The organism is Pseudomonas sp. MDT1-85 (assembly GCF_054898065.1).
The window spans coordinates 5857584-5884124 of record NZ_CM142715.1 but is presented as its reverse complement, the minus strand read 5'-3'; the positions used below and the strand labels follow the sequence as shown (position 1 = coordinate 5884124).

The following is a 26541-nucleotide window of genomic DNA, read 5'->3' as shown; positions in this document are numbered from 1 at the left end:
GGAGAAATCCCCATGTTGCATATCTTCTGTCCTCACTGCGGCGAGTTGCGCTCCGAAGAGGAATTCCACGCATCCGGCCAGGCGCACATCCCGCGCCCACTGGATCCGAACAGCTGCACCGACGAGGAGTGGGGCGACTACATGTTCTTCCGCGATAACCCTCGCGGTCTGCACCACGAACTGTGGGATCACGTTGCCGGTTGCCGTCAGTACTTCAACGTCACCCGTAACACCGTGACCTACGAGATTCTCGAAACCTACAAGATCGGCACCAAGCCGCAGTTCATCGACAAGACCGACAGCCCGAAAGCGGCCGCCACGGCTCTGGGAGAGAAGGTATGAGCCAGATCAATCGCCTGTCCAACGGCGGACGCATCGACCGCAACAAAGTGCTGAGCTTCACCTTCAACGGCCAGGTCTACAAAGGCTTTGAAGGCGATACCCTCGCCGCCGCCTTGTTGGCCAACGGTGTCGACATCATCGGCCGCAGCTTCAAGTATTCGCGCCCGCGCGGCATCTTCGCCGCCGGTGCCGAAGAGCCGAACGCTGTGCTGCAGATCGGTGCGACCGAAGCCACGCAGATCCCGAACGTACGCGCCACTCAACAAGCGCTGTACCAAGGTTTGGTCGCCACCAGCACTAACGGCTGGCCGAGCGTGAACAACGACATGATGGGGATTCTCGGCAAGGTCGGCGGCAAGCTGATGCCACCGGGCTTCTACTACAAAACCTTCATGTACCCGCAATCGTTCTGGATGACCTACGAGAAGTACATTCGTAAGGCAGCCGGCCTTGGCCGCTCGCCGACCGAGAACGATCCGGACACCTACGACTACATGAACCAGCACTGCGACGTGCTGATCGTCGGCGCTGGCCCTGCGGGTCTGGCAGCTGCACTGGCGGCTGCCCGTAGCGGTGCGCGTGTGATCCTGGCCGATGAGCAGGAAGAGTTCGGCGGCAGCCTGCTCGATTCCCGCGAAAGCCTCGACGGCAAACCCGCTACCGAATGGGTCGCCAGCGTCATCGCCGAGCTGAAAAACACTCCGGACGTGCTGCTGTTGCCGCGCGCCACGGTCAACGGTTACCACGACCATAACTTCCTGACCATTCACGAGCGCCTCACCGATCACCTCGGCGACCGCGCCCCGATTGGCCAGGTGCGTCAGCGCATCCACCGGGTTCGTGCCACGCGTGTAGTGCTGGCGACCGGTACTCACGAGCGGCCACTGGTTTACGGCAACAACGACGTGCCGGGCAACATGCTTGCCGGCGCTGTGTCGACTTATGTGCGTCGTTACGGCGTGGCACCGGGCAAGAAACTGGTGCTGTCGACCAACAACGATCACGCCTACCGCGTAGCGCTGGACTGGCTCGACGCCAGTCTGCAAGTGGTGGCGATCGCCGATGCCCGCAGCAACCCTCGCGGTGCGCTGGTGGAAGAAGCGCGCGCCAAAGGCATCCGCATCCTGACCGGCAGTGCCGTGATCGAGGCTCGTGGCAGCAAGCACGTCACCGCCGCTCGCGTTGCCGCGATTGACGTAAAAGCACACACCGTGACCAGCCCGGGCGAGTGGCTCGATTGCGACCTGGTCGCCAGTTCCGGCGGTTACAGCCCGGTGGTTCACCTGGCGTCTCATTTGGGCGGCAAGCCGATCTGGCGTGAAGACATCCTCGGTTTCGTACCGGGCGAAGCACCGCAAAAACGCGTGTGCGTCGGTGGCATCAACGGCGTCTATGGCCTCGGCGATTCGCTGGCCGACGGTTTTGAAGGGGGCGCTCGCGCCGCCAGCGAAGCCGGTTTCAGCGGGGTCGAAGGCACCTTGCCGAAAGCCCTGAGCCGACTGGAAGAACCGACATTGGCGCTGTTCCAGGTGCCGCACGAAAAAGGCACCGCCCGCGGGCCGAAGCAATTCGTCGACCTGCAAAACGACGTCACCGCGGCCGCCATCGAACTGGCGACCCGCGAAGGCTTCGAGTCGGTCGAGCACGTCAAACGCTACACCGCGCTGGGCTTCGGCACCGATCAGGGCAAGCTCGGCAACGTCAACGGTCTGGCCATCGCCGCCCGCTCGCTGAACGTGACCATCCCGCAGATGGGCACCACCATGTTCCGCCCGAACTACACGCCGGTGACCTTCGGCGCCATAGCCGGTCGTCACTGTGGGCACATCTTCGAACCGGTTCGTTTCACCGCGCTGCATCACTGGCACGTGAAGAACGGCGCCGAGTTCGAAGACGTCGGTCAGTGGAAACGTCCTTGGTACTTCCCGAAAAACGGTGAAGACCTGCATGCCGCTGTGAAGCGCGAATGCAAAGCCGTGCGTGATAGCGTCGGCCTGCTGGACGCTTCGACCCTGGGCAAGATCGACATCCAGGGTCCGGACACGCGTGAGTTCCTGAACCGCATCTACACCAATGCCTGGACTAAGCTCGACGTGGGCAAGGCGCGTTATGGCTTGATGTGTAAAGAAGACGGCATGGTGTTCGACGACGGCGTGACTGCCTGCCTGGCCGATAACCATTTCGTGATGACCACCACCACCGGCGGCGCTGCACGCGTGCTGCAATGGCTGGAAATCTACCATCAGACCGAATGGCCAGACCTGAAGGTGTACTTCACTTCCGTGACAGATCACTGGGCAACCATGACCCTGTCCGGGCCGAACAGCCGCAAGCTGCTCAGCGAAGTCACCGACATCGACTTGAGCAACGAAGCCTTCCCTTTCATGACCTGGAAAGAAGCTCTGGTCGGTGGCGTACCGGCGCGGGTGTTCCGGATTTCGTTTACCGGTGAACTGTCGTACGAAGTCAACGTGCAGGCCGACTACGCAATGGGCGTGCTCGAGAAAATCGTCGAGGCCGGCAAGAAGTACAACCTGACCCCGTACGGCACTGAAACCATGCACGTACTGCGGGCGGAGAAGGGCTTCATCATCGTTGGCCAGGACACTGACAGCTCGATGACCCCGGACGACCTGAACATGGGCTGGTGTGTCGGTCGCACTAAACCTTTCTCGTGGATCGGCCAGCGTGGCATGAACCGTGAAGACTGCGTGCGTGATCAGCGCAAACAGCTGGTTGGTCTGAAGCCGATCGATCCGACCAAATGGCTGCCGGAAGGTGCGCAACTGGTGTTCAACACCAAGCAGGCGATCCCGATGACCATGGTCGGTCACGTCACCTCCAGCTACTTGCACAACTCCCTCGGCTATTCGTTTGCCATGGGTGTGGTCAAGGGCGGCTTGAAGCGCATGGGTGAGCGTGTGTTCGCACCGCTGGCCGATGGCAGCGTGATCGAGGCGGAAATCGTTTCTTCGGTGTTCTTCGATCCGAAAGGCGATCGCCAGAACGTTTAATGGCCTCGGGTCCTGTGGGCGGCCGTTGCACCGCGTTGTCTGCATCGCGAGCAGGCTCGCTCCCACAGGAGATCGCGTAACCCTTGTGGGAGCGAGCTTGCTCGCGAAGGCGGCGGCACAGCCACCACAAGGGCCGGAACCAACAGAATTCAAGACAGGTGCTTTATGACCGCAGCCAATGTTTACCAACAACGCCCAACCACCGGGGCCAAGGCCGAGTCGTCGCTGCATCACGCCGACCTCGCCAGCCTGGTGGGCAAGGGCCGCAAAAACGCCGGCGTGATCGTGCGTGAGAAAAAACTCCTCGGTCACCTCACCATCCGTGGCGATGGCCACGATCCAGCGTTCGCCGCTGGCGTGCACAAGGCCCTCGGCCTGGAACTGCCCGCCGCGCTGACCGTGGTGATCAAAGGCGAAACCAGCCTGCAATGGATGGGGCCGGATGAATGGCTGCTGATCGTGCCGACCGGCGAAGAATTCGCCGCCGAGAAAAAGCTGCGTGAAGCACTGGGCGACCTGCACATCCAGATCGTCAACGTCAGCGGTGGCCAGCAGATCCTCGAACTCAGCGGCCCGAACGTGCGTCAGGTGCTGATGAAATCCACCAGCTATGACGTGCACCCCAACAACTTCCCGGTGGGCAAGGCTGTTGGCACGGTGTTCGCCAAGTCGCAACTGGTGATCCGCCATACCGCCGAAGAGACCTGGGAACTGCTGATCCGCCGCAGCTTCTCGGATTACTGGTGGTTGTGGTTGCAGGATGCTGCCGCCGAGTACGGGCTTAGCGTTCAGGCTTGATGATCCGTTGAGATCCCTGTAGCAGCCTTCGGCAGCTGCTACGCAAGCGACGTTGCTGCTACTTTCGAACAGGAGTCACCGCACTATGAGCCGCGCCCCAGACACATGGATTCTGACCGCCGATTGCCCTAGCGTCCTCGGCACCGTGGATGCGGTGACCCGCTTTCTGTTCGAGCAGGGCTGCTACGTCACCGAGCACCATTCCTTCGATGACCGGCTCTCGGGCCGTTTTTTCATTCGCGTGGAATTCCGTCAGCCCGACGGCTTTGACGAACAAGCTTTCCGCGCAGGTTTGGCGGAACGGGGTGACGCCTTCGGCATGATCTTCGAGCTGACCCCGCCGCACCACCGGCCAAAAGTGGTGATCATGGTCTCCAAGGCCGATCACTGCCTCAACGACTTGCTCTACCGCCAGCGCATCGGCCAATTGTCGATGGACGTGGTCGCCGTGGTCTCCAATCACCCCGACCTCAAGCCGTTGGCCGACTGGCACCAGATTCCGTACTACCATTTCCCGCTGGACCCGAACGACAAACCGTCGCAGGAGCGTCAGGTCTGGCAGGTGGTCGAAGACTCCGGCGCTGAACTGGTGATCCTTGCGCGCTACATGCAAGTCCTGTCGCCAGAGCTGTGCCGCAAGCTCGACGGCAAGGCGATCAACATTCATCACTCCCTGCTGCCGGGTTTCAAGGGCGCCAAGCCGTATCACCAGGCCTACAACAAGGGCGTGAAGCTGGTCGGCGCCACGGCGCACTACATCAACAACGACCTGGACGAAGGCCCGATCATCGCCCAGGGCGTGGAGGCTGTGGACCACAGTCATTACCCCGAAGATTTGATCGCCAAAGGGCGGGATATCGAGGGGCTGACTCTGGCGCGGGCCGTTGGTTATCACATCGAGCGACGAGTGTTTTTGAACGCCAATCGCACGGTCGTTCTTTAGATCGCCATCGCGAGCAGGCCCTTACAGACAACACAAGACACACAAGACACACAGGCAATAACCCGAGCAATCAACGCGCCGCCGATCCATGGCGACGCGACCGCTACATAAAAACAACAGCGAGGTGAAAGCATGTCTGGCAATCGTGGTGTGGTGTATCTCGGCAATGGCAAAGTCGAAATACAGAAAATCGACTATCCGAAAATGCAGGACCCGCGCGGCAGGAAGATTAACCACGCTGTCATCCTGCGTGTGGTTTCCACCAACATCTGTGGTTCCGATCAGCACATGGTGCGCGGTCGTACCACCGCTCAGACCGGTCTGGTGCTGGGCCACGAGATCACCGGTGAAGTGATCGAGAAGGGCAGCGACGTCGAAAACCTGCAAATCGGCGACCTGGTGTCGGTGCCGTTCAACGTGGCTTGCGGGCGCTGCCGTTCCTGCAAAGAGATGCACACCGGTGTCTGCCTGAGCGTCAACCCGGCGCGTCCGGGCGGTGCTTACGGTTATGTCGACATGGGCGACTGGACCGGTGGCCAGGCTGAATACGCGATGGTGCCGTACGCCGACTTCAACCTGCTGAAACTGCCTGATCGTGATCGCGCGATGGAAAAAATCCGCGACCTGACCTGCCTCTCCGACATTCTGCCGACCGGTTACCACGGCGCAGTGACCGCCGGCGTTGGCCCTGGTAGCACCGTATACATTGCCGGTGCCGGTCCGGTCGGTCTGGCCGCTGCCGCTTCCGCTCGCCTGCTGGGCGCTGCGGTGGTGATCATCGGTGACGTCAACCCGATCCGCCTGGCTCACGCCAAGGCCCAGGGTTTTGAAATTGCCGACTTGTCGACAGACACCCCGCTACACGAACAGATTGCCGCGCTGTTGGGCGAGCCAGAAGTGGATTGCGCCGTCGATGCGGTGGGCTTCGAAGCCCGTGGTCACGGCCATGACGGCGTCAAACACGAAGCACCGGCGACCGTGCTCAACTCGCTGATGGGCGTGGTTCGCGTTGCCGGCAAAATCGGTATCCCTGGCCTGTACGTGACTGAAGACCCGGGTGCTGTGGATGCGGCCGCGAAAATGGGCAGCCTGAGCATTCGCTTCGGTCTGGGCTGGGCAAAATCCCACAGCTTCCACACCGGCCAGACGCCAGTGATGAAGTACAACCGCCAACTGATGCAGGCGATCATGTGGGACCGCATCAAGATTGCCGACATCGTGGGTGTTGAAGTCATCAGCCTGGATGACGCGCCACGGGGTTATGGCGAGTTCGATGCGGGCGTGCCGAAGAAGTTTGTGATCGATCCGCACAAGTTGTTCAGCGCGGCGTAAGGCTTTAGGCAACAGCAAAACGGCGACCCTCGGGTCGCCGTTTTTATATGCGTCACACTAACCCTGTGGTGAGGGGCCTTTGTGGCGAGGGGGCTTGCCCCCGTTGGGCTGCGAAGCAACCCTCAAACCATTCCCCATGGTGTGTCAGACAAAATGTGGTGTCTGGATTAACGACGGCTGCGCCGCCGAACGGGGGCAAGCCCCCTCGCCACAAAAGTCGCCTCACTTCTTCCTCCAGATCCGGGTGCCTGTATGCCATTCATCGCGTGAGTCCGGGGTTTCACGTTTCATAGACGTGACGGGGGAACATGCCGACGGATGTCCGGTCAAATCGGCAGTTTGCCGCCTCGTTACCGGGCGGTTTTCATGCCACTAGAGGATGTCTGGATGAAAGTTTCACGCGGTTTAGCACTGGCATCGCTCATGGCTGTCGCTTCGTTGACGACGCTGGTCGCCAGCCCGGCCTTTGCACAGTTCAGTCTCAGTGATGCGGCCAATGTGGTATCCGCGATGCAGGGCGACCAAAGCAACGAGGGCGATGGCGTCGTGGCGGCAGCGCCCAAGGCCGCCGGTTTGCTCAATACCCTGGGCTCGCAGCTCGACATCACCCCGGAACAGGCCATTGGCGGTGCTGGTGCGATGTTGGGGTTGGCCAGGAATCAACTCAGCGGCGAAGACTTCTCCGAGCTGAGTAAAAACGTGCCGGGCCTCAGTCAAATTGCTGGCAACAGTGCCATCGGTGGCTTGAACGGATTGGGTGGGCTGCTCGGCGCCGGTTCGGACAAGAATGCGTTGCTCGATGGCTTGCTGGGTAACGTCAAGGACACCAACGACCTGAATAACGCCTTCAGTGCCCTGGGCATGGACACCGGGATGATCGGTATGTTTGCCCCGGTGATCCTGCAATATCTCGGTCAGCAAGGCGTCGCCGGTTCGTTGCTGCAGAATCTTGGCGGAATCTGGGGCACCGGCATTGGCAACTGAGTCAGCCTTCGGCGCGTAGCTCTTTGATGCGCCGGTCCTTCTCGATCCAGAGCTGGTTGACCCAGTTCTGGACCTGTTCGCGAAACGCCGGATTGTTTTCGTAATCGCCTTGCCACAGCGCCGGGTCCAGTTCGCGGGTCTGGATGTCGATGATCACCCTCGGCACGTTGCCGCTGATCAAATCCCAGAACCCCGGAATCTTCTGCTGTGGATACACCACTGTCACGTCGAGAACGGCATCCAGCTGTTCACCCATCGCCGCCAGCACAAAAGCCACGCCGCCAGCCTTGGGCTTGAGCAGGTGGGTGAACGGTGACTGCTGCTGGGCGCTTTTCGCTGAGGTGTATCGAGTGCCTTCCAGATAATTGACCACCGTCACTGGCTGACGCTTGTACAGCTCGCAGGCCTCTTTGGTGATTTCCAGGTCCTTGCCGGCCAGCTCCGGGTTTTTCGCCAGAAACGCCTTGGTGTAGCGCTTCATGAACGGATAGTCCAGTGCCCACCAGGCCAGGCCCAGGAACGGCACCCAGATCAGTTCTTTCTTGAGGAAGAATTTGAAGAACGGTGTGCGCCGGTTAAGCGCCTGGATCAGCGCCGGAATATCGACCCAGGATTGATGGTTGCCGATCACCAGATACGAGGTGTCGCGGCGCAGATCATCGCCGCCGCGAATGTCCCATTGAGTGGGAATGCACAGCCGGAAGATCAGCTTGTCGATTTCGGCCCAGGTTTCGGCAATCCACATCACTGTCCAGGAGGCGTAATCGCGAAAGCGCCCGGGCAGGAGCAGTTTCAGCAGGGCGAACACCATCAAAGGCCCGAACAGCACCAAGGTGTTGAGCAACAGCAGCAGGGTAACGAAACAGCCGGTGAGCAGGCGGCGCATAAGTAACTCATGAAAGCGTTTGGGCGCGCCATGATAAGCAGCTTCAGGCGACAGGCCAAATGGGTGGTGACGAATGTTTCACCTTGGCAGCGCTATGCTGGGAAAGATCGCACCTGTAGGAGCTGCCGCAGGCTGCGATCTTTTGATCTTGGCCATTTCAGCCGCTCGCCGAGATCAAGATCAAAAGATCGCAGCCTTCGGCAGCTCCTACAACGATATCGAACGAATTCACAGGCAACGGTCTAAAATCCCGCTGCCCACTCTTCAAGGAAGCCCCCTACGTGAAATCTCTCCTTGCACTGCTTTCCCTCGTGGCCCTGCCGGTCCTTGCCGCCGAGCCGACCCTGTACGGGCGTTACGAATACATCGCGCTGCCGGAAATCGGCGGCGAAGTCCTCAAGGCCAAAATGGACACCGGCGCCCTGACCGCGTCGCTGTCGGCCAAAGACATCGAAACCTTCACCCGTGATGGCGACGAGTGGGTGCGTTTCCGCCTCGCCACCAAAGGCGCCAGCAACAAGGTCTACGAACACAAGGTCGCGCGGATCAGTAAGATCAAGACCCGCTCCGAAGAAGACGACGATGACAAAGAAGCGATCGAACCCACCAAGCGTCCGGTGGTCGATCTGGAATTGTGCCTGGGCAACGTCAAGCGCACCGTCGAGGTCAATCTCACCGACCGCAGCAGTTTCAATTACCCGCTGCTGATCGGCGCCAAAGCGCTGCGTGAATTCGGTGCGGCGGTGAACCCGGCACGGCGTTTCACGGCAGACAAACCCGACTGCTGATTGACGGCGAATCAGCCTTGGGGCACCGTTCGCCCACTTAACTAGCGGGCTCGGACGCCATGCCTCATATCCTGATTGTCGAAGACGAAGCGGCGATTGCCGACACCCTGATTTTCGCCTTGCAGGGCGAGGGCTTCACCACCACCTGGTTGAGCCTTGGCGCGGCGGCGCTCGCACATCAGCGCGCCACGCCGGCCGACCTGATCATCCTCGATATCGGCCTGCCAGACATCAGCGGCTTCGAGACCTGCAAGCAATTGCGGCGTTTCAGCGAGGTGCCGGTGATTTTTCTCAGCGCCCGTGACGCAGAGATCGACCGCGTGGTGGGCCTGGAGATTGGCGCCGACGACTACGTGGTCAAACCATTCAGCCCCCGGGAAGTGGTAGCGCGTGTCCGGGCGATTCTCAAGCGCATGGCGCCACGACCGGTGGCAGAGGCTGCATCGGCGCTGTTTCGCATCGACAGCGAACGGGTGCAGATCAGCTATCGTAATCAGCCGCTAAGCCTGACTCGCCATGAGTTTCGTTTGCTGCAATGCCTGCTGGAGCAACCCGAGCGAGTCTTCAGCCGCGAGCAGTTGCTCGATGCACTGGGCGTGGCCGCCGATGCCGGTTACGAGCGCAGCATCGATAGCCACATCAAGAGCGTGCGCGCCAAATTGCGCCAGGTGAAGGCCGACGCCGAGCCGATCCAGACTCACCGCGGCCTCGGTTACAGCTATAGCCCGGGGCATAGCTGATGCCCCTGGGGATCCGGATTTTTCTGGTCTACGTGCTGTTCATCGGCCTGACCGGCTACTTCGTGCTCAACACCGTGATGGAAGAAATCCGCCCCGGCGTGCGCCAGTCCACTGAAGAAACCCTGGTGGACACCGCGAACTTGATGGCCGAGATCCTGCGCGACGACTTCAAGGCCGGCACCCTCAGCCAGAACCGCTGGCCCGAGTTGCTCAAGGCTTACGGTGAACGGCAACCGAAGGCGAAAATCTGGGGAATGCCGAAGAATCAGGTCAACCACCGCATTTACGTCACCGATGCCAAGGGCATCGTGGTGCTGGATTCCAGCGGCATCGCGGTGGGCCAGGACTACTCGCGCTGGAACGACGTCTACCTGACTTTGCGCGGCGAGTACGGCGCTCGTTCGACGCGCAGCAACCTGGATGACTCGAACTCGTCGGTGATGCACGTCGGTGCACCGATTCGCGACAACGGCCAGATCATCGGTGTGGTGACGGTGGCCAAGCCCAACAGCTCGCTGCAACCTTATGTTGATCGCACCGAACGGCGATTGCTGGTTTATGGCGCCGGGCTGATTGGCCTCGGTTTGCTGTTCGGTGCGCTGTTGTCGTGGTGGCTGAGCGCGGCGCTGCGACGGTTGACGGCGTATGCCCAGGCAGTCAGCGAAGGCCGTCGGGTGGAGGTGCCGCATTATCGGGGCGGCGAACTGGAACAACTGGCCACGGCGGTGGAGCAGATGCGCACCCAGCTCGAAGGCAAAGCCTACGTCGAGCGTTATGTGCATACCCTGACCCATGAATTGAAAAGCCCGCTGGCGGCGATTCGTGGCGCGGCGGAGTTACTGCAAGGTGAGATGCCGCTGGCTCAGCAGCAGCGTTTCGTCAGCAACATCGACAGCGAAAGTGCGCGCATGCAGCAGTTGATCGAACGACTGTTGAACCTGGCGCAGGTCGAACAGCGCCAAGGGCTGGAAGAGCGAGTGGCCGTGCCGTTGGCGGCTTTGGTGGACGAACTGTTGAGCGCGCAGGCTGCGCGAATCGAAGGCAAGCAGTTGCGTGTGGAGCTGCAAATTGCAGCGGATCTGAATCTGCTCGGCGAGCCGTTTCTGTTGCGCCAGGCGCTGGGCAATCTGCTGGAGAATGCCTTGGACTTCACCCCGGCTCAGGGCTTGCTGCGATTCAGTGCCGAACGAGTCGGTGAGCAGATTGAGTTCAGGCTGTTCAACCAGGCCGAGGCGATTCCCGACTATGCATTGCCGCGCTTGAGCGAGCGCTTCTACTCACTGCCGCGTCCGGACAGTGGGCGTAAAAGTACCGGGTTGGGGCTTAACTTCCTTGAAGAGGTGGTCAAGTTGCATGGCGGGGTGATGAGTATCGGTAATGTCGACGGCGGGGTTGAAGTCAAATTGAGCCTGCCTTAGGACGCGCGTCGCGGCCATCGCGAGCAGGCTCGCTCCCACAAGGGATCTCCAGCGAACACAAAATATATGCGAACAGAAGATCAAATGTGGGAGCGAGCCTGCTCGCGATGGGGTCACCCCAGTCTCCACATACTCTCCACATTCCCCCCATAAAATCCCCACACACCCATCCCAGACTCTCCCCATCCAAACAGGGAGAGTCCCATGAACCGTAGCCTGACCCTAAAACTCGGGGCGATTGCCCTTTTGATTCTGTTGCTGCTGATCCCGCTGTTGATGATCAGCGGTGTTATCCAGGAGCGGCAACAACTGCGTGATGGTGTGCTCGAAGACATCGCCCGCAGCTCCAGCTACAGCCAGCAACTGAGTGGCCCGCTGATGGTGGTGCCCTATCGCAAAACAGTGCGCACCTGGAAAACCAACGAAAAAACCAACCAGCGTTACCAGGTTGTCGGCGAGGAGCGCGGGCGTTTGTATTTCCTGCCGGAGCGTTTCGAACTGGACGGCCAGGTCCAGACCGAACTGCGCGCCCGGGGTATCTACGAGGCACGGCTGTTTCATGCCGACAACCGCATCAGCGGGCATTTCTCGGTCCCGGCGCAACTGGGCATCAAGGAGGACTTCGCCGACTACCGGTTCGACCAACCGTTCCTGGCCGTTGGCATCAGCGACATTCGCGGCATCGAAAACGCCCTGAAACTCGAACTCAATGGCCAGAGTCTGGACTTTGTACCGGGTAGCCAAGTGGGCTGGCTGGGCGAGGGTGTGCACGTGACGCTGCCAGCGCTGGACACCCAACAGGCTACGGAATTGGCGTTCGGCTTCGACTTGCGCCTGCAAGGCACCGGCCAGTTGCAGATTCTCCCGGTGGGCAAGACCAGCAAGGTTTCACTGGCCGCCAACTGGCCTCATCCCAGCTTCATCGGCAACTACCTGCCGGCCCAGCGCGAAATCACCGATCAGGGTTTCACCGCCAATTGGCAGACCTCGTTTTTCTCCACCAACCTGCAAGAGGCACTGAACAGTTGCGTGTCTGGCGGCCAGTGCGAGGCGTTCAGCGGTCGCAGCTTCGGCGTGAGTTTCATCGACCCGGTGGACCAGTACCTGAAAAGCGACCGGGCAATCAAATACGCGCTGCTGTTCATCGTCCTGACCTTCGCCGGTTTCTTCCTCTTCGAAGTGCTGAAAAGCCTGGCGGTACACCCGGTGCAATACGCGCTGGTGGGCGTGGCGCTGGCGTTCTTCTACCTGTTGCTGTTGTCGCTGTCCGAGCACATCGGCTTTGCCCTGGCGTACCTGCTGTCTGCGAGTGGCTGTGTGTTGTTGATCGGCTTCTATGTCTGTCATGTGCTGCGCAGCGTGCATCACGGCTTGAGTTTTTCGGCAGGATTGGCGGCGTTGTATGGCCTGCTCTATGGCTTGTTGAGTGCCGAGGATTACGCGCTGTTGATGGGCTCGCTGCTGTTGTTCGGGCTGCTGGGCGTGTTCATGGTGCTGACCCGCAAGCTGGACTGGTACGGGATCGGGCAGAAAGCCGCGAAGCCTTTGGCCTTTGATATTGGAGCCGTGGAATGAGCCGGTCGTTAGGGTTGCGCGAGGATCAGCAGGTGGGCGAGGTGTTGGCGACGCGGATTGCCGGGTTGTTTCCGTTGGATCCGGTGTGGTGCCATCGCGAGCAGGCTCGCTCCCACAAAAGATCTCCAGTGAACACAAAGGTTGTGCAGACCAAAGATTAAATATGGGAGCGAGCCTGCTCGCGATGAGGTCGGCACAGTTAGCGAGAATCTAAGCCTTCGGCATCGTAGCAATCATCGAAGGCCGCTGACTCACTTCAAAATACCACTCCGCCAACTTCGGATTCTCTTTGCGCCATTCCAGATCCGGATGGCGCAGATCCAGATAACCCAAGGCACAGGCCACACTGATCGCCGCCACATCGAAATGGCTGGTCAGCTCGGCAATCGCGTCGGCCTCCAGCAGTGCCAGAGCGCGACGAATCTTGTCGCGCTGACCGTCGAGCCACTCGGCCCAGTGCTTTTCCGGAACGCGCAGGGCCACTTCATAGCGAATCATCACCGCGGCATCCATGATCCCGTCGGCCAGGGAAGCCAGGGTCAGACGCCGCCAGCGCGCCGAACCGTCGCGAGGGATCAGCGGATTGCCGACGTGCTGATGGTCGAGATAGTCGAGGATCACCCGGCTGTCGTACAACACATTGCCATCGGCCAGGCGCAGAGCCGGAATCTTGCCTAGCGGGTTGTCTTCGTTGAGGGCCAGATCCGGGCTGACTGGCGTGAGTTGGCTGGCTTGCAGCGCCACGCGGTTCGTTTGACCGGTTTCGTGCAGCAGCACCATGACTTTGCGAACGAAGGGTGATGCGGGGTTGTGGAACAAGGTCATGCTGGGGACGGACATGGCGACGATCTCGATCGTGGGCAGTGTCGGCAGGATAGCGCTTTAGTGCTTAAGTGTGGGAGCGAGCCTGCTCGCGAAGCAGTGTGTCAGGCGACATAAATGCCAACTGATGCACCGCATTCGCGAGCAGGCTCGCTCCCACAGGTTTTGTGCCGTTCAGTGGCGTTGCAACAGCCCGCGCAAGGCGAGGATGGCGGGGATGCCCAGCCCGAGCCAACTCAATGCATCCCACACGCCATCGCCCAGCAACGCGGCAAACAGACCCGCGGCGCTGAGCAGTGCAATGACGGTGGGCGTGGCGAAGACCTTCCAGAAACTCGACTGTCTCGGCCTCATATCGGGCACTCCGCGTTTTCAAGCACCGGTTTCGCGACCTTGCGCCGCACCACCCACAAATAAACCCCACTGCCGAGCACGATGATGGTCAGCACATCGAGGATCGACCAGAGGATTTTCATCGGCATGCCGCCGTAATCACCGAAGTGCAGCGGCTGCGACATGCCCATGGCGTCCATGTACCACGGCCGCTCAGCCACCGCCGTGACTTGCAGGGTGCTGGCGTCGATCAACACCGGCGTCAGTAAATGCGAAGTCAGGTGGGTGCTGCCTTTCATGAACACGGCGTAATGGTGTTCGCTGGAAAACCGCGTGCCGGGGAAGGCGATGAAATCGGGCTGCATGCCCGGCGCGACGTCTTTGGCGATGTCGAGCAGACGGGTCGCAGGCGCCAATTGAGTCAGCGGCGGCGCATCGCGATAAGGCGCGATCATCGCGCTCAGGCTGTCGTTGCGCCACGCGGCGATCAGCAAGTCGGCGCAGGCACTGATCACGCCGGTCACGCCGACCACCAGCGCCCAGGTCAGCGTCACCACGCCGATCAGGTTATGCAGGTCGAGCCAGCGCAGGCGGGTGGATTTGTCGTGGCGCACGGTGGCGAACTTCAAACGCCGCATGAACGGCAGGTACAGCACCGTTCCGGAGACAATCGCCAACACAAACAGAATCCCCATGAACGCCAGCAGCAACTTGCCCGGCAGGCCGGCGAACATGTCCACGTGCAGGCGCAGCATGACCATCATCAGCCCGCCATTGGCCGAGGGCATTTCCAATGCTTCGCCGGTGCGAGCGTCGAGCATGAAGGTGTGGGAGGAGTTCGGCTCGGTGCCGGCGGTGGGCGCCATGATGGCGATCACGCCGTTGGGGTCTTCTTCGTCGTAGCCGAAATACTGCATGACCTCGCCGGGACGATGCTTTTCAGCCGCTTGCACCAGCTGCTGCAAATTCAGCTGCGGGGTATCGGCCGGCATCGATTTCAACTCGGCGGCATCGCCCAGCAGATGGTCGATCTCGTGGTGGAAGATCAACGGCAGGCCGGTGAGGGCTAGCATCAGCAGGAAGACCGTGCAGATCAGGCTGGTCCAGGTGTGGATGCAGGACCAGCGGCGGATGGTTTTGCTCTTCATTTCATGGCCTTCAGAAAGACCAAAGCCGTCCTCGAAGGACGGCCTGGTCGTGGCGCGTGTCAGTTCAGGCGATTACCACTTGTACGTAGCGCTGGCGACGACGCTGCGTTGGTCGCCGTAGTAGCAGTAGAAGCTGTCGCACGTGGAGATGTAGTCCTTGTCGAACACGTTGGTGGCATTCAGTGCCAGTGATGCACCTTTCAGACTGTTATCCAGACGGCCCAAGTCGTAATGGAGCGCCGCGTCGAACACCGTGTAGGCATCCGCCTTGCCCAGCCAGGTGTTGCCCTGGTCGCCATAAGTATTGCCGGTGTAGCGTGCGCCGGCACCGATGCCGAAACCATCCAGCACACCGTTGTGCCAAGTGTAATCGGCCCACAGCGACGCTTGTTGGTTAGGCATCAGTTGCAGGCGATTGCCCTTGAAGTCCCCCTTTTGCACTTCGGACTTGGCCAGGGTGTAGGCGGCGATGACTTTCAGGTTGTCGGTGACGTCGGAAACGGCTTCCAGCTCCAGGCCTTTGACCTTCACTTCGCCGGTCTGGCTGGTAATCGAGACGTTGTCTGAGTTGGTCGTGGTGACGGAGACGTTTTTCTGGGTCAGGTCATAGACCGCAGCCGTCAGCAGGGTGTTGCTGCCCGGCGGTTGGTACTTGATACCCAGTTCCCACTGCTTGCCTTCAGTCGGTTTGAACGACTCGGTCGGCGATGCCGTGGCTTTGCTGGTCGGCTGGAACGACTCGGCGTAGGACAGGTAGGGCACGAAGCCCGAGTCGAACACATAGCTGATCGCTGCGTTGCCGCTGAATTTCTTGTCCCGTTCGGTGTTGGTGGCATCACCCTTGTTGAAGAATTTGGTGCCCGTGTGGATCCAGTCCTCACGACCACCGAGGGTCAGACGCCATTGGTCGAGGGCCATTTGGTCCTGGACGTACAAACCGGTCTGGTAGGTCTTCTGGTCATAGTCATAGAACGCCGTCGAGCGTGGCGGGCGAACGATTGGCTGGCCATAGATCGGGTTGTTGACGTTGGTGGTCAGACCGTCACCGAAGATCGAGGTGTAGTTGGTATTGGCGCGCTGGTGATCGAGGCCGATCAACAGGGTGTGACGGATATCGCCGGTCGCGAAGTCGCCCTGGAAGTTGTTGTCCACGGCGAACTGGCTGATGTCCTCCTCGACGCTGGTGCTCGAACGACCCACGTTGCCCTGGGCGTCGACCTGGGTGTACGGGTAGGCGCCCGGCGTGAGGGCTTGGAAGGACAGGTCCGACTTGGTGTAACGCAGGTTCTGCTTGAACTGCCAGACATCATTCAAACGATGTTCAAAGGCGTAGCCCAGTGCGTAGTAGGTGCGGTCGTAGTATTCCCAGTCCGGGTCGCCGAGGTTCTTGTGATGGGAAATCTTGCCGAGTGGCGAATGGATCCTGGTGCCTTGCACCGGCAGGAACTGGCTGGTGATGCCCGTGTCATCGCGGGTGAATTGCGTCAGCAGGGTGAATTTGGTGTCTTCGTCGATGTTCCAGGTCAGGCTCGGTGCGATGTTGTAGCGCTTGTTGTCGACGTGGTCGATCTGCGTGCCGCTGTCGCGTACCACACCGCTCAAACCGTAGAGGAACTGGCCTTCGTCGTCGATCTTGCCGGTGCTGGCGAAGTTAATCTGGCGATGATTGTCGCTGCCATATTGCACCTGGATTTCGTTGCTCGACTCGGCGCTGGGGCGACGGCTGACCATGTCCAGCAAGCCGCCTGGCGGGGTCTGGCCGTAAACCGATGAGGCCGGGCCGCGCAGCAGGGCCAGGCGATCAAGGTTCCAGGTTTCCTGTTTCGGGTTGGCGTAAACGCCTCTCGGCAAGGGTAGGCCATCCAGAAACTGGGTCGGCTCGAAACCGCGTACGCGCAGCCAGTCGTCTCGAGTGTCACTGCCGTAGCTGCTGGCGACGATGCCAGGCATGTAGCGCACGGCATCATCGAGGTTATGCACACCGCGATCTTCCATTTGCTGGCGGGTGGCGACGGAAATCGAACGTGGCGCTTCGACCAGCGCGGTGTCGGTCTTGGTGCCAGCGGCGGTGCGCGTGGCGACGTAACCTGCGACCGGGCTCCAGGCAGTTTCCGTATTTTCCAGGCCAATGACGGCGGTTTCCGGCAAGGCCATCACGCCCTCGGGCACGGCCACCAGGCTGTAGGTGCCGGCGCTGCTCTGTTCCAGTTGCAGACCGGTGCCGCGCAAGGCTTCACGCAGAGCGCCGGTGGCATCGAACTGGCCCTTCACCGGGGCCGAGGTCTTGCCCGCTGCCAGCGACGGATTCAACGACAGCGCCAAACCCGCCTGACTGGCAATCTGGTTCAGGGTGCTGGCCAATGGCGCAGCCGGCAGGTTGTAGGCGCGAACGCTGGACGCCTGTTCGGCGGCAATCAGTGGACCGCTGGCCAAAGGGGCGCAAAGGGCAATGGCGACCGCCAGCAAACGGGGGCGCAACACGGTGTCTAGTGAACGGGACATACAGCGGCTCCTGAATGGAAATATTTCTCAATTGCCTAGGTGCCGGACGAGAATCCAAAAGTGATAGGGCGAGATGAAAATAATTTTGATTCAGTGATTGGTCTGAGCCCGGATTCTGGATTTGGGGTGTTTATACGGGCCTCTTCGCGGGCAAGCCTCGCTCCTACGGTTATCGGGTGTGGCCAATAATGCTCGCATCCTGTAGGAGCGAGGCTTGCCCGCGAAGGCGTCGGGTCAGCGCAGAAAATCTCAGGGCTTGGCGTCAGCCTTTGCGACTGTCACCCACCATGGCGTGTGCCGTTCGATCTGTACCGGCAGGGTCGGTAAAAGTGCGCTCAGCGCCTTGTCGGTATCGTTCAGGGGGAAGCTGCCGGTGATGCGCAGGTCGGCGACTTCCGGTGTGACGCCAAGATGCCCGCGACGATAGCGGCCGAGCTCCTGGACCAGATCCTCCAGCCGCGCGTTGTCCACTACCAGCATGCCGCGGGTCCAGGCATCGGCGCCGAGGTTGAGGGCGATGATCGGGCCCAGGCCATTGCTGCGCATCAGCACTTGCTGGCCTTCGCGCAGGATCTGTTCCTCGGGGCTCGATTCGGGATGGGCGGCTACCGCTGACTTCAATACGCTCAGGCGCGTGCCTTCGTCTTCGCGCTTGACCAGGAACCGCGTCCCCAATGCGCGCATGCTGCCTTCGCGGGTCTCGACAATAAACGGCCGGGCATCGCCATGGCCGGTTTCGACGAGGATTTCCCCTTCCTGAAGGACGATCAGGCGCTGCTTCTCATCGAAGCGCACATCCACTGCACTGTGGGTGTTGAGGTTGATCAGTGTGCCGTCGGTCAGCCGCAGGGTGCGCTGCTCACCGGTGGCGGTGCGCTGGTCGGCCAGCCAATAGTCGATGGGCAGATAACGATCACCGGCGAACAGCGCCAGGCCGATCACCGCGACGACGCTGGCCAGGCCGCTGCCAAGCTTGCGCACCCGGCGCCGGATGCTTTCGCGCGATTGCAACAAGGCGATGCGGGCCGGGCCGTTGGCGACGCTGAAACGCTGGTCGAGCATGCCCAACTGACGCCAGGCCCGAGCATGTTCTTCGTGGGCGGCGTGCCACTTGGCGAATTCTTCGCGCTCGACCGCGTTGCCGGAATCCAGCGACAGTTGCCAGGCAATCGCGGTATCCAGCACTTGCGCCGACACGGGTTTGGAGCTGACGGGGCTCATACCGGCTCACCGTACAACGCGATGTAGCACTGACGAATGCCTTGGGCCAGGTACTGACGAACACGTGGCACCGACACACCCAATCGCACGGCGATTTCGGCGTGGCCGAGGCCATCGAGACGGTTATAGAGAAACGCCGCCCGGGCCTTGCTCGAGAGCTTGCCCAGCAGGCGGTCGATGGCTTTGAGGTCTTCGAGGATCAGTTGCTGTTCTTCCACCGACGGGTGTTCGCTTTCGGGGATCAGCATCAACTCGGTGAGGTAGGCCTGTTCCAGCGCGGCGCGGCGGAAATAGTCGAACAGCAGACCTTTGGCGATCGCCACCAGAAACGCCCGGGGTTCGCGAGGCTCCTTGAATTCATCACGGCCCAGCAAGCGCACGAAGGTGTCCTGGCTCAGGTCTTCGGCCCGTTGCGGGCAGGCTACGTTGCGCCGCAGCCAGGCCAATAGCCAACCGCGATGGTCGCGATACAACGCACCAACGAGCTCACTGTGGGGGCTTTGGACTGACGACACGCAACATCACCGAATGGGAAGTGTTAAGTAACGAGAATTGTTCGCGATTGTGGCAGAGGCGGGGGAGGTAAGCAATTGGCGCTGGTCGGGGTGATTTTGGCGGGGGGGAATATCCAGTCAGACCGAGTTATCGTTCATCGCGGGCAAGCCACGCTCCCACAGGTATTGCGTCGTCCGCCGATTTCGCAAACGACACAAAACCTGTGGGAGCGTGGCTTGCCCGCGATGGGGCCCGAATAGTCACCGAAGATCTAGAACGAAGGAGCTTGCCGCCGCCGCTTCCACTGACTCAGCCGCTGCTGCAAATTCAACGGGCTATGAATCTGCTGCTGTCGCGCCCGGCTGAACAAAATCAGCACCAGTTCGGCCGTCGCCAAGGCATCGGCACTGGCGTTGTGCCGTTCGAAGACCTCCAGCTTGAACCAGTCGATCCACTCGTCCAGCCCGGCCTCGCGAAAGTGTGCCTGCGGGCACAGCAGCGGCGCGATGTCTGCCACATCCAGAAACGGATGCTGCAACTTGTAGCCCAGATGTTCTTTCAGTGCGCGCCCCAGCATGTGCTGATCGAACGGCGCATGAAACGCCAACACCGGACTGTCGCCGACGAACTCCATTAATTCGAGCAAGGCCTGCGCGGGGTCGCTGCCGGCGGCAATGGCGCTCGGGCCCAGACCATGAATCAACACGCTGGGGCCGAGTTTGAGTTCGCTGCATTGCAACGTGCGTTCGAATTGCTGGCTGAAATCGATCGCTCCGTCTTCGATCACCACCGCGCCGATGGACAGCAGCCGATCCTTGTTCAGGTTCAGCCCGGTGGTTTCCAGGTCGAGTACCACCCAGCGTTGCTCGCGCAGGCTGCAATCACCCAACTCGGCCAGGGCAGGCAAGCGTTCCAGACGATGTTGCAGTTCGCCGGGCAAAATGGGGCTGACCGGACGCAGCCATGAAAACAGGCTCATAGCTGATACCGCAGGGTCAGGCTGCTTTGCAGGCGTTGTGCCTGGCGCAGGGATTCACGCAGGATGCGTCGGTCCAGATGATTGAGGCTGTCAGGATCGACTCGGTTGGAGTAGGGCAAATTCTCTCGGGTCTGTAGCTGATGTTGCTGCATGCGGGTTTGCTGGATGAAGTGATACGCCTCTTCGTACGCCGCGCCGTCCAGCCGTTCAATGACCTCTTTGGCCACCAATTGGCGAAAGCGCTCCAAGGTATTGTTGGTGTCGATGCCGTGGGCCAGGGCCAGCACTCGAGCGCCATCGACGAAAGGGGTCAAACCCTGAAGTTTCAGGTCGAGCGTGGCTTTCTCGCCATTCTTGCGAGCCAGCACGAATTCGCGGAAACGGCCTACGGGCGGTCGGTTGCGCAGGGCGTTCTCGGCCATCATCCGCTGGAACAAGCGGTTGTCGCTGACCTGATCGAGAATGCCTTGGCGCAGCTGCTCGCAGCCTCGCTCGTCGCCCCAGACCACGCGCAGGTCGAAATAGATGCTCGACCCCAGCAGATTTTCCGGGGTCGCCTCACGGATAAACGCCGCAAAACGTCGCGCCCATTCGGCCCGGGACAAACACAGCTCGGGGTTGCCGGCCATGATGTTGCCTTTGCACAGGGTGAAGCCGCACAGCGCCAGGTTCTGATTGATCTGCTGGGCGATGGGCAGCAACTTGCCGCGAATCTCGGCGGCGTGGGCCGCGTCACGGGCTTCGAACAGGATGCCGTTGTCCTGATCGGTGTGCAGCGTCTGCTCGCGGCGGCCTTCGCTGCCGAAACACAGCCAACTGAACGGCACGCAAGGCTCACCTTTCTCGGCGAGCACCAGTTCGATCACCCGGCACACGGTGTGGTCGTTGAGCAGGGTGATGATGTGGGTGATCTGGGTCGAGGATGCTCCGTGCGCCAGCATCCGCTCCACCAATTGGCCGATCTCGCCGCGCATCGCCACCAGGTTTTCCAGCTTCTGGGCGCTGCGAATAGTCCGCGCCAGATGCACCAGATCGACCCGTTGCAGGGAAAACAGGTCGCGTTCCGAGACCACGCCGCACAGGCGCTGGTCCTTGACCAGGCAGACGTGGGCGATGTGCCGCTCGGTCATGGCAATCGCGGCGTCGAAGGCGCTGTGGTCTGGCGTCAGGTAAAACGGCGACCGGGTCATGTGCCTTTCAATGGCTTCATTGAAGTCGCTGGTGCCGTTGGCCACCACATGTCGCAAGTCGCGCAGGGTGAAAATGCCCAGCGGTGCCTTTTGCTCATCGACCACCACAATGCTGCCGACTTGCTGATCGTGCATCAGCGTTACGGCTTCACGCAGAGGGGTGATCGGGCTGCAGGTCACCGGGTGACGCATGGCCAATTCGCCCAGTCGGGTATTGAGCGAGTACTGGGTGCCGAGGGTTTCCACGGCTTTTTGCTGGACTTGCTGGTTGACCTGATCCAGCAAACTGCTGACGCCGCGTAGGGCAAAGTCGCGAAACGGGCTGGAAAGTGCGAACAGTTTGATGAACGCCAGCTTATTCAGCTGTAGGCAAAAGGTATCTTCGGCCGCCAGATGTTCGGTGCGAGTCGCCCGTTCACCCAGCAGCGCAGCGAGGGGGAAACACTCGCCTGTGGTGATTTCGAAGGTGGTTTCGGTCCCGCCCTTGGCCGTGTGCGGACGTTCGCCCACGACCCGGCCCTGTTTGACGATGTAGAAATGCTCAACCGGGCCATCGGCAGGTTTGATGATGCTTTCGCCAGGGGCATAAAAACGCAGCTGACATTGCTCGACCATATAGGCCAGGTGGGCGTTTTCCATCTGATTGAACGGCGGGAAGCGCTGTAGGAATTGCAAAGTGCCCTGGATGTTCTGCAACACCGCGGTTTTCCCTGCCTGGGTGAAGGCGTCCGCTTTACTCATAACCATACCGCAGTCTTTTTCGCATTGTTGTGTCGGATCATTCCAGCCATGGTCGGCTCCTGAAGACAGGGTGCCCATTGGACGTAAGTCTAGGTAGGCACAGTGCAGCGGCCGGAATATGGGAAAGGTCTGACACCATTGCAGGAAAAACCTCCTGCATTGTCTATTGGAAAAATTTCCGACGAAGTGCACATTGAAGGTCTGCTGAGCGATGTCTGACCACTGTGTCAGGGATCGAATCGAAAACGTTGAGAAAGCCATGTCCGACCACGATATTTTGAGTGATGCCGAGCGCGAAGCGCTCAGTGCCGTCATGTTGGAACCAGACTTGCCGCCGCAGCGGGTGCTGATCGTCGATGACGATAAGGACTCCCGGGAATTGCTGTCGGAAATTCTGGGGCTGGACGGCATTCACTGCATGACGGCGGCCAGTGGCGAAGCGGCGCTCAAATTGCTGGAAACGAAGCCATCGATCGGGCTGGTGATTACCGACCTGCGGATGGGGCATGTCGATGGTCTGGAACTGATCCGCCAGGTGCGGGAATCTGCTCGTGCGGCGTTGCCGATCATCATCGTCTCCGGCGATGCTGACGTGAAAGATGCGATCGAAGCCATGCACTTGCACGTAGTGGACTTTCTGCTCAAGCCCATCGATAGCGGTAAATTGCTTGAATTGGTCAAGCATGAGCTGGGGATGGATGTGTGAACCACTAAAAAGATCGCAGGCTTCGCCAGCTCCTACAGGTGAATCGCATACCCATGTAGGAGCTGCCGAAGGCTGCGATCTTTTGATTCTGCTTCAAATAAAAAAGCCCTGATCTTTCGATCAGGGCTTTTTCATGTCCGGCGTCAGCGTTTACTCAAAGGCCATTGGCAGCCTTGAACTCGCGACGACGACGGTGCAGAACCGGCTCGGTGTAACCATTCGGCTGCTTGGTCCCTTCAATCACCAGCTCCACCGCCGCCTGGAAGGCGATGTTGCTGTCGAAATTCGGTGCCAGCGGACGGTACAGCGGGTCGTTGGCGTTCTGACGGTCAACCACCGGCGCCATGCGCTTGAGGCTTTCCATCACCTGATCTTCAGTGACGATGCCGTGGCGCAGCCAGTTGGCGATGTGCTGGCTGGAAATACGCAGCGTCGCACGGTCTTCCATCAGGCCGACGTCATTGATGTCCGGCACTTTCGAGCAACCCACGCCCTGGTCGATCCAGCGCACCACGTAGCCAAGAATACCCTGGGCGTTGTTGTCCAGTTCGTTCTTGATCTGCTCCGTGGTCCAGTCTGGATTGACGGCCAACGGGATGGTCAGGATGTCGTCCACCGAAGCGCGAGCACGTTTGGCCAGTTCGGCCTGACGGGCGAACACGTCGACCTTGTGATAGTGCAACGCGTGTAGTGCGGCGGCAGTCGGCGATGGAACCCAAGCGGTATTGGCACCGGCCATCGGGTGAGCGATTTTCTGTTCGAGCATCGCTGCCATCAGGTCCGGCATGGCCCACATGCCTTTACCGATCTGGGCGCGACCTTGCAGGCCGGTGCTCAGGCCAATGTCGACGTTCCAGTTCTCGTAGGCACTGATCCACTTCTCAGCCTTCATGTCGGCCTTGCGTACCATAGGGCCGGCTTCCATGGAGGTATGGATTTCGTCGCCCGTGCGGTCGAGGAAGCCAGTATTGATGAACACCACGCGCTCGGCGGCAGCCTTGATGCAGGCCTTGAGGTTGACCGTGGTACGGCGCTCCTCGTCCATGATCCCGACTTTGAGGGTGTTGCGCGGCAAGTCGAGGACGTCTTCGATGCGACCGAACAGCTCGTTGGTGAACGCAGCTTCTTCCGGACCGTGCATCTTCGGCTTCACGATATACACCGAGCCGGTGCGGCTGTTCTTGCGCGAGCTGTTGCCGTTGAGGCTGTGAATCGCCGCAAGGCAAGTCACCAGGCCATCGAGGATACCTTCCGGTACTTCGTTGCCGTCTTTATCGAGGATCGCGTCGATGGTCATCAGGTGACCGACGTTGCGCACGAACAACAGCGAGCGACCGTGCAGGCTCAGTTCGCTGCCATCGAGGGCGGTGTAGGTACGATCGGTGTTCATGGTGCGGGTAAAGGTCTGACCGCCCTTGGAGACTTCTTCCGACAGATCGCCCTTCATCAGGCCGAGCCAGTTGCGGTAGATCACCACTTTGTCATCGGCATCAACCGCGGCGACCGAGTCTTCGCAGTCCATGATGGTGGTCAGCGCCGCTTCCATCAGGATGTCTTTGACACCAGCCGCGTCGGTCTGGCCGACCGGGGTGCTGGCGTCGATCTGGATTTCGAAGTGCAGGCCGTTGTTCTTCAGCAGGATCGCGGTCGGAGCCGCCGCATCGCCGTGGAAACCGATCAGCTGGGCATCGTCGCGCAGGCCAGAGCTCTTCAAAACCGAGTTGCTGCCACCTTTGAGGGTGATCACCAGTTTGCCGTCAACGATTTTGTAGCCGGTGGAGTCGACGTGGGAGCCGGCTGCCAGTGGCGCGGCTTCGTCGAGGAACGCACGGGCGAAGGCGATGACCTTGTCGCCGCGAACCTTGTTGTAGCCTTTGCCTTTTTCCGCGCCGTCCGCTTCGCTGATGGCGTCGGTGCCATAGAGTGCGTCATACAGCGAACCCCAGCGGGCGTTAGAGGCGTTGAGCGCGAAGCGCGCGTTCATCACCGGCACCACCAGTTGTGGACCGGCCATACGGGCGATTTCGTCATCGACGTTTTGTGTCTTTGCCTGGAAATCAGCCGCTTCTGGCAGCAGATAACCGATGTCTTGCAGGAAGGCTTTGTAGGCCACCGCATCGTGCGCAACACCTGCACGAGCCTGGTGCCAGGCATCGATACGTGCCTGGAAATCATCGCGTTTGGCGAGTAGGGCTTTGTTCTTCGGTGCCAGGTCATGGATGACCTTGTCGGCACCGGCCCAGAACTTGTCGGCGGTGAGGCCGGTACCGGGAATGGCTTCGTTGTTCACGAAGTCGAACAGGACTTTGGCGACCTGCAGGCCACCGACTTGAACGTGTTCAGTCATTGCTTGCCTCACTCTGCTCAGCTATTTCGCTTTTCAGCTCTTCAATTTAACAATGAAGCCTCTGGCCATTTAAACCACAAACCCATCTACCAGTACATGCCATTGCTGGCGGCTGGGTTCGATCCGATCAACGGCTTTGCGGCCTTGCTGACAGGGCTTTCAGGGGTTGCGACGGCACCTGCGGCAGACATCGATCCAGCGTTATGTAGTGCGCGCTGCGGCATACTACATGATGAATTGCGGTTGTGAAAATTAGACTAATTACGTCGTTCTGCGACCCTATGACGCATTGCAGTCATGACGGGGAACGGGATGTTCTCAAAAAACTGTTGGATTGTTCCAGTTAAATATAAAAACTTGTACACGATTTGTGGTTTGGCAGGATTGTTGGTGGTGCCCCATTCGCGGGCAAGCCTCGCTCCTACAGGTCCGCGTCGTTCATGCCAAAGAGGTATACGCCGACCCTGTAGGAGCGAGGCTTGCCCGCGAAGACGTCAGCCGATTCAGCGCAAGATCAACCCTTGCCTATACTTGTTTTTCTATAACAAAAGTCATGACCAGAGGGCTGCGCCATGGACCATCTCGTACTCACTGTAATTGCTCCAGACAAGCCCGGGCAGGTCGAGCGCATTGCCCAATGCATTGCCGAGCATGGCGGTAACTGGCTGGAGAGCCGCATGTCGCGCATGGCCGGACAGTTCGCAGGGATTCTTCGGGTGGGTGTGCCGGCCGAGGCCTACGATGAACTGGTAGACGCCCTACAGGGATTGTCGACCCAAGGGATTCGCGTGCTGATCGCCGAAAGCGGCATCGAACAATCCTGCACCTGGAAGCCGATTGCCATGGAGCTGGTGGGCAATGATCGTCCGGGCATTGTGCGAGACATTACGCGTCTGCTGAGTGAGCAGGGCGTGAACCTGGAGCAATTGGTGACCGAAGTTCGACCAGCGCCGATGAGCAGCGAGCCGCTGTTCCACGCCGAGGCGATTCTCGCGGTGCCACTGACCTTGTCGCTGGAGGTGCTGCAATCGCGCCTGGAAACCCTGGCGGACGATCTGATGGTTGAATTGGTGCTGCGCAGCGAACCTTGAAAAGGTTATCCAAGTTATACGTGCACCTGCCTGTGGATAACCTGTAGAGACACCCCGCCAGCCCACGTCGACCGGGGCGCTTCAGGAACTGATCAAAAAACCAGCAGTTTCAGTGACTTGCGCACAAACGCCGGGGATCACGCTGT

Annotated in this window: 23 protein-coding genes; 13 read left to right on the top strand and 10 right to left on the bottom strand. The window is 60.2% G+C overall.

Annotation, left to right across the window (positions count from 1 at the left end):
• Positions 1-12 precede the first annotated feature (12 nt).
• From ACYZT2_RS26530 to ACYZT2_RS26505, 6 genes are all read left to right on the top strand, one after another.
• Positions 13-342, top strand: coding sequence for a sarcosine oxidase subunit delta (locus tag ACYZT2_RS26530; RefSeq protein WP_461968654.1), 330 nt, complete (start codon positions 13-15; stop codon positions 340-342).
• Positions 339-3356 carry a sarcosine oxidase subunit alpha gene (locus tag ACYZT2_RS26525; RefSeq protein WP_461968652.1) on the top strand — a complete coding sequence of 1006 codons (3018 nt, stop codon included), beginning with the start codon at positions 339-341 and terminating at the stop codon, positions 3354-3356. Before ACYZT2_RS26530 ends, ACYZT2_RS26525 begins: the two co-directional genes overlap by 4 nt.
• 165 nt (positions 3357-3521) lie before the next feature.
• Positions 3522-4154 (top strand): sarcosine oxidase subunit gamma, encoded by a 633-nt coding sequence (locus ACYZT2_RS26520; protein WP_461968650.1) that lies wholly within the window; start codon positions 3522-3524, stop codon positions 4152-4154.
• 85 nt (positions 4155-4239) lie between these two features.
• Positions 4240-5097, top strand: coding sequence for a formyltetrahydrofolate deformylase (purU, locus tag ACYZT2_RS26515; RefSeq protein WP_461968648.1), 858 nt, complete (start codon positions 4240-4242; stop codon positions 5095-5097).
• 132 nt (positions 5098-5229) lie between these two features.
• Entirely contained in the window at positions 5230-6429 is a 1200-nt protein-coding gene (fdhA, locus tag ACYZT2_RS26510; protein ID WP_038981147.1) for a formaldehyde dehydrogenase, glutathione-independent, read from the top strand.
• Between the two features lie 387 nt (positions 6430-6816).
• On the top strand, positions 6817-7413 hold the full coding sequence (locus ACYZT2_RS26505; protein ID WP_461968646.1) for a DUF2780 domain-containing protein: 597 nt from the start codon (positions 6817-6819) through the stop codon (positions 7411-7413).
• Between the two features lies 1 nt (position 7414).
• Here ACYZT2_RS26505 and ACYZT2_RS26500 read toward each other — a convergent pair whose 3' ends face one another.
• Entirely contained in the window at positions 7415-8299 is an 885-nt protein-coding gene (locus ACYZT2_RS26500) for an acyltransferase (protein ID WP_461968644.1), read from the bottom strand.
• A gap of 281 nt (positions 8300-8580) precedes the next feature.
• On the opposite strand from ACYZT2_RS26500, the gene rloA2 reads away from it, so the two are divergent.
• The 4 genes from rloA2 (at position 8581) to creD (ending at position 12820) form a co-directional block, all read left to right on the top strand.
• On the top strand, positions 8581-9087 hold the full coding sequence (gene rloA2, locus ACYZT2_RS26495; RefSeq protein ID WP_007904116.1) for a retropepsin-like aspartic peptidase RloA2: 507 nt from the start codon (positions 8581-8583) through the stop codon (positions 9085-9087).
• Between the two features lie 59 nt (positions 9088-9146).
• Positions 9147-9827 (top strand): two-component system response regulator CreB, encoded by a 681-nt coding sequence (gene creB / locus ACYZT2_RS26490; protein WP_461968641.1) that lies wholly within the window; start codon positions 9147-9149, stop codon positions 9825-9827.
• The gene (gene creC, locus ACYZT2_RS26485; RefSeq protein WP_461968639.1) at positions 9827-11245 is read left to right on the top strand and encodes a two-component system sensor histidine kinase CreC; all 1419 of its coding nucleotides are present in this window, start codon (positions 9827-9829) and stop codon (positions 11243-11245) included. Before creB ends, creC begins: the two co-directional genes overlap by 1 nt.
• Positions 11246-11449: 204 nt before the next feature.
• On the top strand, positions 11450-12820 hold the full coding sequence (gene creD, locus ACYZT2_RS26480) for a cell envelope integrity protein CreD (RefSeq protein WP_461968637.1): 1371 nt from the start codon (positions 11450-11452) through the stop codon (positions 12818-12820).
• A 210-nt stretch (positions 12821-13030) separates the two neighbouring features.
• Here the strand turns inward: creD and ACYZT2_RS26475 are convergent, their stop codons facing one another.
• The 8 genes from ACYZT2_RS26475 to ACYZT2_RS26440 form a co-directional block, all read right to left on the bottom strand.
• Positions 13031-13660, bottom strand: coding sequence for a glutathione S-transferase (locus ACYZT2_RS26475; protein ID WP_461968635.1), 630 nt, complete (start codon positions 13658-13660; stop codon positions 13031-13033).
• A gap of 156 nt (positions 13661-13816) precedes the next feature.
• On the bottom strand, positions 13817-13996 hold the full coding sequence (locus ACYZT2_RS26470; RefSeq protein WP_461968633.1) for a hypothetical protein: 180 nt from the start codon (positions 13994-13996) through the stop codon (positions 13817-13819).
• Positions 13993-15123, bottom strand: coding sequence for a PepSY-associated TM helix domain-containing protein (locus ACYZT2_RS26465; RefSeq protein ID WP_461968631.1), 1131 nt, complete (start codon positions 15121-15123; stop codon positions 13993-13995). Before ACYZT2_RS26465 ends, ACYZT2_RS26470 begins: the two co-directional genes overlap by 4 nt.
• Positions 15124-15195: 72 nt before the next feature.
• Positions 15196-17625: a TonB-dependent siderophore receptor gene (locus ACYZT2_RS26460; RefSeq protein WP_461968629.1), complete on the bottom strand. Its 2430-nt coding sequence runs from the start codon at positions 17623-17625 to the stop codon at positions 15196-15198.
• 249 nt (positions 17626-17874) lie between these two features.
• Positions 17875-18846 carry a FecR domain-containing protein gene (locus ACYZT2_RS26455; protein WP_461968627.1) on the bottom strand — a complete coding sequence of 324 codons (972 nt, stop codon included), beginning with the start codon at positions 18844-18846 and terminating at the stop codon, positions 17875-17877.
• The gene (locus tag ACYZT2_RS26450) at positions 18843-19361 is read right to left on the bottom strand and encodes an RNA polymerase sigma factor (protein WP_461968625.1); all 519 of its coding nucleotides are present in this window, start codon (positions 19359-19361) and stop codon (positions 18843-18845) included. The genes ACYZT2_RS26455 and ACYZT2_RS26450 overlap by 4 nt, the downstream gene beginning before the upstream one ends.
• A gap of 251 nt (positions 19362-19612) precedes the next feature.
• Entirely contained in the window at positions 19613-20320 is a 708-nt protein-coding gene (locus ACYZT2_RS26445) for a 3'-5' exonuclease (protein WP_461968623.1), read from the bottom strand.
• Positions 20317-22257: a putative nucleotidyltransferase substrate binding domain-containing protein gene (locus tag ACYZT2_RS26440; RefSeq protein ID WP_461968621.1), complete on the bottom strand. Its 1941-nt coding sequence runs from the start codon at positions 22255-22257 to the stop codon at positions 20317-20319. Before ACYZT2_RS26440 ends, ACYZT2_RS26445 begins: the two co-directional genes overlap by 4 nt.
• 253 nt (positions 22258-22510) lie before the next feature.
• Here ACYZT2_RS26440 and ACYZT2_RS26435 point away from each other — a divergent pair, with 253 nt between their 5' ends.
• Positions 22511-22957 (top strand): response regulator, encoded by a 447-nt coding sequence (locus tag ACYZT2_RS26435; protein WP_461968619.1) that lies wholly within the window; start codon positions 22511-22513, stop codon positions 22955-22957.
• Between the two features lie 154 nt (positions 22958-23111).
• Here ACYZT2_RS26435 and ACYZT2_RS26430 read toward each other — a convergent pair whose 3' ends face one another.
• On the bottom strand, positions 23112-25304 hold the full coding sequence (locus ACYZT2_RS26430) for a malate synthase G (RefSeq protein WP_461968617.1): 2193 nt from the start codon (positions 25302-25304) through the stop codon (positions 23112-23114).
• Here ACYZT2_RS26430 and ACYZT2_RS26425 point away from each other — a divergent pair.
• Together ACYZT2_RS26425 and ACYZT2_RS26420 are read left to right on the top strand one after the other, a co-directional pair.
• Positions 25287-25553, top strand: coding sequence for a hypothetical protein (locus ACYZT2_RS26425; RefSeq protein WP_131816009.1), 267 nt, complete (start codon positions 25287-25289; stop codon positions 25551-25553). The genes ACYZT2_RS26430 and ACYZT2_RS26425 overlap by 18 nt on opposite strands.
• A gap of 323 nt (positions 25554-25876) precedes the next feature.
• On the top strand, positions 25877-26395 hold the full coding sequence (locus ACYZT2_RS26420) for a glycine cleavage system transcriptional repressor (RefSeq protein WP_038981174.1): 519 nt from the start codon (positions 25877-25879) through the stop codon (positions 26393-26395).
• Positions 26396-26541: the final 146 nt, after the last annotated feature.

Excerpts from the sequence above, each read along its gene's own strand:
- ACYZT2_RS26530 (WP_461968654.1), top strand. The coding sequence starts at position 13 with ATGTTGCATATCTTCTGTCCTCACTGCGGCGAGTTGCGCTCCGAAGAG.
- ACYZT2_RS26525 (WP_461968652.1), top strand. The coding sequence starts at position 339 with ATGAGCCAGATCAATCGCCTGTCCAACGGCGGACGCATCGACCGCAAC.
- ACYZT2_RS26520 (WP_461968650.1), top strand. The coding sequence starts at position 3,522 with ATGACCGCAGCCAATGTTTACCAACAACGCCCAACCACCGGGGCCAAG.
- purU (WP_461968648.1), top strand. The coding sequence starts at position 4,240 with ATGAGCCGCGCCCCAGACACATGGATTCTGACCGCCGATTGCCCTAGC.
- fdhA (WP_038981147.1), top strand. The coding sequence starts at position 5,230 with ATGTCTGGCAATCGTGGTGTGGTGTATCTCGGCAATGGCAAAGTCGAA.
- ACYZT2_RS26505 (WP_461968646.1), top strand. The coding sequence starts at position 6,817 with ATGAAAGTTTCACGCGGTTTAGCACTGGCATCGCTCATGGCTGTCGCT.
- ACYZT2_RS26500 (WP_461968644.1), bottom strand. The coding sequence starts at position 8,299 with ATGCGCCGCCTGCTCACCGGCTGTTTCGTTACCCTGCTGCTGTTGCTC.
- creB (WP_461968641.1), top strand. The coding sequence starts at position 9,147 with ATGCCTCATATCCTGATTGTCGAAGACGAAGCGGCGATTGCCGACACC.
- creC (WP_461968639.1), top strand. The coding sequence starts at position 9,827 with ATGCCCCTGGGGATCCGGATTTTTCTGGTCTACGTGCTGTTCATCGGC.
- creD (WP_461968637.1), top strand. The coding sequence starts at position 11,450 with ATGAACCGTAGCCTGACCCTAAAACTCGGGGCGATTGCCCTTTTGATT.
- ACYZT2_RS26475 (WP_461968635.1), bottom strand. The coding sequence starts at position 13,660 with ATGTCCGTCCCCAGCATGACCTTGTTCCACAACCCCGCATCACCCTTC.
- ACYZT2_RS26470 (WP_461968633.1), bottom strand. The coding sequence starts at position 13,996 with ATGAGGCCGAGACAGTCGAGTTTCTGGAAGGTCTTCGCCACGCCCACC.
- ACYZT2_RS26465 (WP_461968631.1), bottom strand. The coding sequence starts at position 15,123 with ATGAAGAGCAAAACCATCCGCCGCTGGTCCTGCATCCACACCTGGACC.
- ACYZT2_RS26460 (WP_461968629.1), bottom strand. The coding sequence starts at position 17,625 with ATGTCCCGTTCACTAGACACCGTGTTGCGCCCCCGTTTGCTGGCGGTC.
- ACYZT2_RS26455 (WP_461968627.1), bottom strand. The coding sequence starts at position 18,846 with ATGAGCCCCGTCAGCTCCAAACCCGTGTCGGCGCAAGTGCTGGATACC.
- ACYZT2_RS26445 (WP_461968623.1), bottom strand. The coding sequence starts at position 20,320 with ATGAGCCTGTTTTCATGGCTGCGTCCGGTCAGCCCCATTTTGCCCGGC.
- ACYZT2_RS26440 (WP_461968621.1), bottom strand. The coding sequence starts at position 22,257 with ATGGTTATGAGTAAAGCGGACGCCTTCACCCAGGCAGGGAAAACCGCG.
- ACYZT2_RS26435 (WP_461968619.1), top strand. The coding sequence starts at position 22,511 with ATGTCCGACCACGATATTTTGAGTGATGCCGAGCGCGAAGCGCTCAGT.
- ACYZT2_RS26430 (WP_461968617.1), bottom strand. The coding sequence starts at position 25,304 with ATGACTGAACACGTTCAAGTCGGTGGCCTGCAGGTCGCCAAAGTCCTG.
- ACYZT2_RS26420 (WP_038981174.1), top strand. The coding sequence starts at position 25,877 with ATGGACCATCTCGTACTCACTGTAATTGCTCCAGACAAGCCCGGGCAG.